Raw genomic sequence first — 9322 nt, forward strand, 5'->3', positions numbered from 1 at the left:
TCAGGCTCCCGTCTCCAGCCTGCGCCCCAGGTCACTGATGATGCAGGTCACCGAGTCGGCATTGGCCAGGATCGTGTCGATCCGCTTGTCGGCATCGCTCATGAAAATATCCCGGGCCTGCGCAAGGCTGCGCGCACCGGTGGCGCTCAGCACTTTATCCTTGAGAATCCGGGTGCCATTGTGGCTGCCGAAATCCTCCCATTCCTGGCTGAACTCATCCCACACCTTGAACAGGATGCTGGCCGGTGTAGAGATCGAGAAGGCGGTCTGGCGCAGGTCGTCGAGTTCGGTCTTCATCTGCCAGGCACCGCTGGCCTTGACGTTGATCAGGTCCGGGAACGGTCGCATGCTGTCCAGGTAAGCCAGGTCTTCGGTCAGGGACTTGAGGTGGGATATCTCGTGGATCAACACGGTTGCCCGCGCGTGGGCGGAAATGTCGAACGGTGCGTTCAAGCGGTTCTGATAGACGTCCATGTGCGGGTCGAAAAAACGGTCCAGCAAGTAAATCTTGTGGTCGTGGTCTTCGGGCACGACAAAGGCAAACGTGGTTTGCGGATTGTAGCGATGGGTGCCGCTGACAAAGCGTGTCGAGTGGGCGCCGATCAGCGTGGGATTGGTCAACTCATCAAGCACCTCATCGACGCGCCGCTCGACCCTTTGCACCTGCGCGGGCGTCATCGTGACCACGCCGAACAACTCACCAAAGAACTGCCCGAGCCGGCTGTTGGGATCGCGCAGCGGCTTGAAGTGCAGGAGGTTGCGCTTGCAGTTGACCGCATAGTACGTCGCGACGTTGAGCGCCTCGTCAATGCACTGCGCCTTCCAACTGGATAACGCCTCGATTTCCTGCAGGCCCACCGCTTCGATATTGATCGCGTCGCGTTCGGCCGCCAGCGTGTAGAGCTTGCCGGTAAAGCGACTCAGGACCTTGCCGTAGCGCGGGTGGCGCCGGTTGAAATCCAGCGTCCAGACGCCCTGGGCATCGCATTGCACATAGGGGCCGTGCAGGTCGCCTATGCTCAGGCGCCAGTGCTCTCCTGCTGGTTTGACCGGGTACACCTTGCCTGCCAATGGCACGAAATGATGCTCACCGCTTGCATCCCGGTAGGGAAGGGTCAGCGCACGAAGCTCCAGTTCGCCCAGGGCAAAATCGTGGGTTTCAAACGCTTGCAGTTGCGTACGCAAGGGCCCGGTGAGGTCCAGGTCGGCCAGCGTCAGTTCGCCCGACGACGGCCTGACCTGGCTCTGTATAGCCGGGGCCTGGGGCAGCAGTCTATCCACCTCCTTGCGCAGTGACGCCAGTTGCGCCACGCCACACACAAAGGCCCTGAGCGCGTGTTGCCAACGGTGTTGCTGCAAGTCCTCGGCGGAGATTTTGAATTGCTGGTAGCTGCGCCATACCACCAGCGGGTAGGCCAGCTTTCCGGCCATGAACTGCAAGCCCTTGGGGATGCCCTCGGTGAACAGGCTGGTGATGGCGTCCCATTGTGCCTCGCACGCGGGGGAAAACTGCGTGTCGAGCATCTGCTGCAGCATCTGGAGGTTGTCCTGATACAGCCGGCCCAGCACATTGCCGTCGATGGTCGCGGCACCGAGGCGGATTTCCGAGAACCCACGGCCCCAACGCTCGCCGAGCAAATTGCGGTAGGTGGCCTGATGGGGCTCCTGCATCTGGCCGACGACCCAGTCCTGCAGGGTGCCGGGGCTGGTGATCGCGTTGACCAGGGCGGCTTCATGCGCGTATTCCTTCAGCAGGTGCTTGGGGCTGTAGGGCGCGTACAGGATCAGGGGCCCGGCAGTTCCAGTTTTCGCCCCGATCAGGTAGCAGCCCAGGGCTTTGACCGGTGCTGCGCCCGGGGTGGCGATCAGCTCGAGCGGGCGAATGGTTGCATTGACGCCCGCCACCGCGTTGCGCGCCACGGCATCCGGCATATCAAAGATTTGCTGGATGTAGCTCCAGGCTGATGCGGACAATCGCTCCTCGAGGGTTTGTTCATGGGCGTATTGCAGCAACTGCCAGGGCAACTGCCGACAGAACAGTTGGCGCCGCTGGCGGCTGTCCTCGGTGTCACTTGCGAGGAGCGTCGTGAGTTTCTTCTGATAAAGGTTTTTCAACCCCACTTGCCGAACCAGTTGCACCACGGCGTTGCCGTCCAGTTCCGCCGGTAATGGCGTGGCGGTCCGCGAACGCGGGCGGATATCGTCACCATTCAACTGGGGCAAGTGCCGCAGCGCGAAGTCCACGAGGGTCTGGACATTGCCCGTAAGGTCGATACGACCGGGGATCAAGATGCCTTCCGGGTTGATCACCTGCCCCGGAAAGCGCTTGCTGAGCAGGTCCGAGAGGAGGGGCAGGACCTCATTGCGCAAGGGCGTGATGCCATGCAGGTAGTCGCGTTCGTCCGGTGCGCTGACGCGATACTGTTCCAACAACTCGGCCTGCAGGATCTGCTCGCGGGGTGCTGCCATGCCCAGCCACACCGGCAATGCCTGCTGGTAAGTGATGGCCTTCGCGATTGCGATGGCGCGCGGCAGGTTGGTCGGCGGTGGCCGTCGGATCAGGTTGTCCATGCAGTCCTGAAAGCGCTCTGCGCTCAATCGCATCGAGAACAGATGGTCAATCTCGTCACGCATGAAGTCGCTGTAGGTCTGTTGCCGGTTGTGCAGCAGGTGATCGTCGATGCGTCGCAGCGGACCGAGCTGGCAGACCCGATGGGGTATGTACTGCGAGACCGGCAGGTTTTCCACCAGGGGCAGACGCTTGAGGGGATCGCGCAGGCGTCGCACCAGTGCGTCGCACAACGCCTTGATCGACCCGAATGACTCGTAGCCACTGCGCGGGGTCCATAGCAGCGCCACGCCGGAGTTGAACGGATCAATGCCGCCGCGCTCGGTCAAGACAAAACAATTAGCCAAGGCATGCGGCGTGTTGTCTGTGCCGAATCTCAAGGTCAGGCCGTACGCATCCGGAATGAACCCGTTCAGACCATGGCGGGTCAGCCGGCTCATGCCGTCGGCGTTGAGCACGCTGTCCAGCAGCACCACGCTCTCGGCGGACAGGCTCTTGTGCAGCCAGCGCAGTTGCGCCTCGCCCCGCAGCCCCTGCAACATCGCCTGGCTGAGGTGGGCCTGGTTTTGCTCCAGGAGCAGGTTGGGCAGGGTGCGCAAGTCGTTTTCGGCAAACGTGCGCAGAACCTCGTCGATAATCGCATTGAAGGTAACCAGGCCCAGGTTGTGCAACTGGTAGGCGGCGCCGGCGGTGTACGGTCCGTAGAACCAGGTCAGCGACGATTCACTCAGCGCAGTGGCTTGCCGGGCCAGGCGGGCGATCAAGTGCTGCACCATGCTGGACGACGCCAGGGGCAGGCGTTCTTCGCGCTCCAGGGCAGGGGTGGGATAGGTATTGATAAAGACAGCGTCGGGCTGCAGATCCAGGTGTCTGCTGTCTAATTCGTCTGCCAGCGCGTGGGCTGCCAGGCTGCGCAAGGTGGGATGGTGCTTGCGCTCCTCGGCCATGGCGACCTCGATGGCCTGCAGGCGCTGCAGGTGCCGCTTGGCTTTTTCCGCCAGCACTGTAGTCGGGCGGCCGTTGCCGCTGGTGACGGGATGCACGCTCCAGCGCCCGTCGGTTTCCTCGGCCAGCAACCGACTGTCGAGCATGGCACGCACATCCAGGGCACTGTCGAGCAACGCCGCCAGGTCGACGTCGCCGCCACTGCGCCGATACAGCCCCAGCGCATATTCGAGGTTGTCGAGCTGCTTGCTGACAATGTCCTCGAGTGTCTCCTGAAACACATCGCCGACCACGGGCTTGCCGGTCACCTGGACCTCATCCATGCCAATAAACACGCTGCGTTCCTCCACGGAGAGGAAATTGAGCAGTTCATCCTCGTGCCCGGCGGCCTTGAGCATGGCCAATAGCGCGTTGTCGAGGTCTTGCAGGTTCGCGAGCACCTGCAAGCCGCGTGTCTGGGTGTAGAGATACGCGTGGGTGTTGCTGATCATCAGCGTGCTGGCGAGGTCGACGTAATGTTGAAAAGGCGCATGCACCCGCACCTTCTCGATATTCAGCTGCGGATCGAAGGCGCTGCGCGCGGCCTGGTCCGGGAGGAACAGCGCGCGCAGTTTCTGGTTTTCCTCGGTGGACACGATCCATGCCTGGTGCTTGAGCAGCAGGTCGGCACGGAACTTGTCACTGATCACCCGCGCGAAAAACTGCAGGCGTGACTGCGTGTCGTCGAAGTCTTCATTCCAGTAGGTCTGCAGCAGGCTGCTCAATAACGTTGAGAGGATCGCGCTGGTCTGTTCGACCACGTTGTCCCAGCGCTGTTGGTCCTCGGCCAGTTGCTGTGGAGTAAAGGCGCTGGTGTCATGCGCGAGATTGAAATACGTGTGCGTCTGGCCTGCCGGCCAGGCCTGTTGCACATAAAAACGCAACAGTGTGTCGCGCAAAGGCTCAGAGGCAACCCAGTGCCCGCCCACGACGGTGAAGGAATTCACGCGTGTATCGGCCTGTTTCAGACGACGGAAATGAGGGTGGGCCATGATCCCGAGCAAGGTGTCGAGCATCGCGTGCAGGCTGGGGAGTTGGCGCAATTGGCTGAGCATTGCCGCGACGTTTTGTTGTTGGCTGGCGCGGATCGCCTGCTCTTGATCCTGCATCACCGCCCCCTGGATGATGGCCGTGGTCACCGCCAGGCGCGCACCGGCCGGCAGCGCGTCACGGGTGTCGATGGACACAAATTGCAGTAACTCACTGCGCTGGCTGGGGTGTGTCAGGCGCTCTTCGAGCGTGCTGATCAGGGTGGTGCGGTGGTCGAACAGCTCGAGTCCGCCGTAAGGCGTGTAGAGCACGGCCTTGCCGTCGTCGGGCGTCGGGCTCATCAGGAACGCGCCCGCCAGCACGATGGCGGGTTGGCCGCTGAGGTTGACCAGCAACCTGTCGACCTGCATGGGAAAACCATGCACCGTGGCGTCCTGGCGTGCCGCGTGGGTGGCGTAATACAGCGTGTGCAGCCACTCGAGGTCCCTGACCGTGAACCCCAGCGCACGCTCTCGTGGCGTAGGTTCCTTGCGGCGGGTCGGGCGAAGGAACTCATCGAAAAAGTACGGTGGGGTAACGCGCGCCATGGTGCATTCTCCGTTGTTGCAGCGGATAGGAGGCCCAAAGTAGGGGCTGGCACGGTGGGCAGGGCGGTAGATAACTGGCGCGCACTGCAAGCGCCCGTTGACAGCAGGCACGGGAGGCGTTGTTTAATCGGCGGTCTGGATTCTTGTTGTCTCTTCCAATTATAAAATCGGAGCTACAGATGTCTGCCCAGTCCCCGATAGTTGACAACGCAACAGCGCTCATCGGTTTTGACGACCTGGTGGGGTTGCTGCACGCCGTGTTCGTGAAGCACGGCACGTCGCCGCAAGTCGCCGCGATCCTGGCGCACAACTGCGCCAGCGCCGAGCGTGACGGCGCCCATAGCCACGGGATCTTTCGTATCCCCGGCTACCTCAGCACCCTGGCCAGTGGCTGGGTCGACGGCAAGGCCACGCCGGTGGTCACCGACGTCGCCTCCGGCTTCGTGCGCGTGGATGCCGGCAACGGCTTCGCGCAGCCTGCACTTGAAGCGGCGCGTGCGTTGTTGGTGGACAAGGCCCGCAGTGCCGGCATCGCGCTGCTGGCGATCCACAACTCCCATCACTTTGCCGCGCTGTGGCCGGATGTCGAACCCTTCGCCGAAGAAGGGCTGGTGGCCTTGAGCGTGGTCAACAGCATGACCTGCGTGGTGCCCCACGGCGCCGACCGGCCACTGTTCGGCACCAACCCCATCGCGTTCGCCGCCCCGCGTGCCGACGGCCTGCCGATTGTCTTCGACCTGGCCACCAGCGCGATTGCCCACGGCGACGTGCAGATTGCCGCGCGCAAGGGTGAGCGCTTGTCGCCGGGCATGGGCGTCGACAGTCTCTGCCAGCCCACCACGGACCCCAAGGCCGTGCTGGAAGGCGGTGCGTTGTTGCCGTTTGGCGGGCACAAGGGCTCGGCGCTGTCGATGATGGTCGAACTGCTGGCGGCAGCCTTGACCGGCGGTAACTTTTCCTTCGAGTTCAACTGGGCCGACCATCCCGGCGCACGTACACCCTGGACCGGGCAGTTGCTGATTGTGATCGACCCGAGCAAAACCGCCGGGCAAAGTTTTGCCGAGCGCAGCCAGGAACTGGTGCGGCAGATGCATGCGGCGGGGTTGCGGCGTTTGCCCGGAGATCGACGTCATCGCACACGGGCGAAGTCGCAGGCGGCAGGGATCGAGATTGAAGCGAAGGATTTGCGGCAGCTACAGGAACTGGCGCAGGGGTAGGAGGGGCTGCGCGCGGCGCAGCCCCGGCGCCTCAGTTGCGGCGACCCAGCAACAGGCCAACCACCAGGCCGAAGCCTGCGGAAATGGCCACGGTCTGCCACGGGTGGCCACCGATGTAGGTTTCGGTGGCATCCACTACCGGTTTGCTGCGTTCGCGCACGTTGGACACCGAGTCCAACGCCTGCTTGAGTTTGATGGCGACCTGTTCGCGCAGGGTTTCGCCTTCCTCACCTACCAGCGAAGCGCTGCTTTTGAGCAGTTTGTCCGATTCTTCGATCAGTGCCGTCAGTTCACTGAACGCTTGATCCTTGATTTGATCTTCAACAGCTTGGGCGGCGGTTTTGCGGGCCATGGGTGTGACTCCTTGCAGGTGAATGTGACAGTGAACAATGGAGTGCCGGGCGGCGGCAAAAGTTGCAGTTTTTTTGCCTGGACGTGCTTGCCAGGAAAATCCGAATCCGGAAAATTCGACCTACAGTGTAAGATGTCGCCTATTTGTGCAGCAGGTAATTCAACATGAGCTTCAATCTCGCCAACAAGACCCTCGCCGAACGCGCCGAGCTGGAAGATGAAAAGTCGCGCCTCTACGACCTGTGGCAAACCAACCTGGGCAAGGCCAAGGGCGAAGCGGCGCGGTTGTTCGGTGAGCGCGCCAAGCGCAAGGGCAAGTGGGCTGAATGGGTGCGTGCGGAACTCGACGGCATGTCGCCACCGGAGTTCTCCAACATGGTGCGCAGTGAAGTCAACAAGCTGATGGCAGCGGCGAAGTAAAGCCTTCGACAATTGCCTCGCGCACTTTAAGCAGCATCGGGTCCAGCTGGGCCTGGGTGCGCCAGCCCAGCTCCACCGGGTAACGCGGCAATGCCAGCGGGCAGGGCAGCATGCGCAAACCCGTCAGCCCGGCGATGGCCTGCGCGGCGTGCCCGGGGATGGTTGCCACCGCCTGGCTGCCCTTGAGCAAATACGGCAGCGCGGCGAAGTGACTGGTCGACGCACACACATGTCGATTCAGCCCTTGCGCGGCGAGGGCTTCGTCGGTGATGCCGATAAACCCGCCGGATGACACCAACACATGCTCACGGCGGATGAATTCCTCCAGGCTGATACTTGCCTGGTCCGAATCCACCAGGCAGCGGTAATCGCCTTCCCCCAGCACCTGCCGGCTCAAGCGGCCGTGGGCGAACCCTCCGGCGGTAATTGCCAGGTCCAGGGTCCGGTCGAGCAGGGCGCCGGCGACGATCTGGCTGTGCGTCTGCCGGAAGATCACCCGCAGCTTCGGCAACCGCAGTGCAATCGCGTCCATCAGACGACGACCGCAGGCAATCTCGAAGTCATCGGACAGCCCCAGCACCACCGAGCGTCCCTGGTAATGCGGATTGTCCGGATGGACCATCGCCAGGCTCTGCCGGCAACGCTCCAGTGCCTCACTGATCACCGGCTTCAACTGATTGGCACGCAACGTGGGCGCCAGGCCGCGTCCGGTGCGCACGAAGAGTTGATCGTCATACACCTCGCGCAAACGCCGCAGGCCTGCACTGATGGCCGATTGCGTGACGCCCAGGCGCAAGGCCGCGCGGCTGGCGCTGGACTCGTCGTGCAGGGCTTCGAAGGTTTTCAGCAGGTTCAGGTCGACCTGGGTGATATTTATCTGGCTCATATCATTCAGCACTGAGGTGGGCTTTATTCATGATCGAGCCTGACGCAAGAATGGGCAACCCCCCCTTGTTCGGAGTGATCGTGATGCCTGTTTCTACCGTGGCCGCTTTGCAAATTGGCTCATTGCCGGGCGGCAAAGCCCAGACCCTTGAGCAGATCCTGGGCTATGAGGACGAGATCCTGCGCAGTGGCGCGAAGCTGGTGGTGATGCCCGAAGCCTTGCTCGGTGGCTACCCCAAAGGCGAAGGCTTCGGCACCCAGTTGGGCTATCGCCTGCCCGAGGGCCGCGAAGCCTTTGCCCGCTATTTTGCCAATGCCATCGACGTGCCTGGCGTAGAGACCGAGGCCTTGGCCGGCTTGTCGGCGCGTACCGGCGCCAGCCTGGTCATCGGCGTGATCGAACGCAGCGCCAGCACGTTGTATTGCACTGTGCTGTATTTCGAACCCACCGGCGGCCTGGTGGCCAAGCACCGCAAGTTGATGCCCACCGGCACCGAACGGCTGATCTGGGGCAAGGGCGACGGCTCGACCTTGCCGGTGATTGACACAGCGGTCGGCCGCGTCGGCGGCGCGGTGTGCTGGGAAAACATGATGCCGCTGCTGCGCACCGCGATGTACGCCAAGGGCGTGGAGGTGTGGTGCGCGCCGACGGTGGATGAGCGCGAGATGTGGCAGGTCAGCATGCGTCATGTGGCGCATGAAGGGCGTTGCTTTGTGGTCAGTGCGTGCCAGGTACAGGCCTCGCCCGAGGCGTTGGGCATCGAGGTTGCCAACTGGCCGGCGGAGCGGCCGTTGATCGCGGGCGGCAGCGTGATTGTCGGGCCGATGGGCGACATCCTGGCCGGGCCATTGCTGGGAGGCGCCGGGCTGCTGACAGCCCAGATCGACACCGATGACCTGGTGCGCGCGCGATATGACTACGACGTGGTAGGGCACTACGCGCGTCCGGATATTTTCGAGTTGGTAGTGGATGAGCGCGCCAAGCCAGGCGTGCGCTACATCACCGACTAACACACGGTAATCCCTGTAGGAGCCGGCTTGCCGGCGATAGCGGTGTGTCAGCAACACTTCCAGTGACTGGCATGCCGCCTTCGCGGGCAAGCCCGCTCCCACATTTTTGGACCGTGGCGACTGTGGTCCAGCGATTCTGCATGGATCTGGATGCCAATCGCTCCAACGCCAATGATGGGCATGGACTTCACAGGCGTTGCGCTAACCCCTGTGGGAGCGGGCTTGCTCGCGAATGCGGTGGGTCAGTTAAATCACCAGCGGCTGACACGCCGCCTTCGCGAGCAAGCCCCCACCCACAATTTTTGACC

At 62.7% G+C, this 9322-nt stretch carries 6 protein-coding genes; 3 read left to right on the forward strand and 3 right to left on the reverse strand.

Going from position 1 to position 9322, the window contains the following annotated elements:
- Window positions 1–5130 carry a DUF6543 domain-containing protein gene (locus tag QMX97_RS19520; RefSeq protein WP_282397423.1) on the reverse strand — a complete coding sequence of 1710 codons (5130 nt, stop codon included), beginning with the start codon at window positions 5128–5130 and terminating at the stop codon, window positions 1–3.
- Between the two features lie 179 nt (window positions 5131–5309).
- Between QMX97_RS19520 and QMX97_RS19525 the strand changes: the two genes are divergently transcribed.
- On the forward strand, window positions 5310–6347 hold the full coding sequence (locus QMX97_RS19525) for an Ldh family oxidoreductase (protein ID WP_282397424.1): 1038 nt from the start codon (window positions 5310–5312) through the stop codon (window positions 6345–6347).
- Window positions 6348–6378: 31 nt separating this feature from the next.
- Here QMX97_RS19525 and QMX97_RS19530 read toward each other — a convergent pair whose 3' ends face one another.
- Window positions 6379–6699 carry a DUF883 family protein gene (locus tag QMX97_RS19530; protein WP_016979401.1) on the reverse strand — a complete coding sequence of 107 codons (321 nt, stop codon included), beginning with the start codon at window positions 6697–6699 and terminating at the stop codon, window positions 6379–6381.
- Between the two features lie 164 nt (window positions 6700–6863).
- Between QMX97_RS19530 and QMX97_RS19535 the strand changes: the two genes are divergently transcribed.
- Complete coding sequence (locus tag QMX97_RS19535; protein ID WP_003190904.1) at window positions 6864–7118, forward strand: hypothetical protein; 255 nt, start codon at window positions 6864–6866, stop codon at window positions 7116–7118.
- Here QMX97_RS19535 and QMX97_RS19540 read toward each other — a convergent pair.
- Window positions 7090–8004: a LysR family transcriptional regulator gene (locus QMX97_RS19540; RefSeq protein WP_282397425.1), complete on the reverse strand. Its 915-nt coding sequence runs from the start codon at window positions 8002–8004 to the stop codon at window positions 7090–7092. The two genes, QMX97_RS19535 and QMX97_RS19540, sit on opposite strands and share 29 nt — an antisense overlap.
- A gap of 83 nt (window positions 8005–8087) precedes the next feature.
- Here QMX97_RS19540 and QMX97_RS19545 point away from each other — a divergent pair, with 83 nt between their 5' ends.
- Window positions 8088–9014: a carbon-nitrogen hydrolase family protein gene (locus QMX97_RS19545; RefSeq protein ID WP_213552910.1), complete on the forward strand. Its 927-nt coding sequence runs from the start codon at window positions 8088–8090 to the stop codon at window positions 9012–9014.
- Window positions 9015–9322 lie beyond the last annotated feature (308 nt).

Source organism: Pseudomonas sp. PS01298 (genome assembly GCF_029959745.1).
Classification (GTDB): Bacteria; Pseudomonadota; Gammaproteobacteria; order Pseudomonadales; family Pseudomonadaceae; genus Aquipseudomonas; species Aquipseudomonas aylmerensis.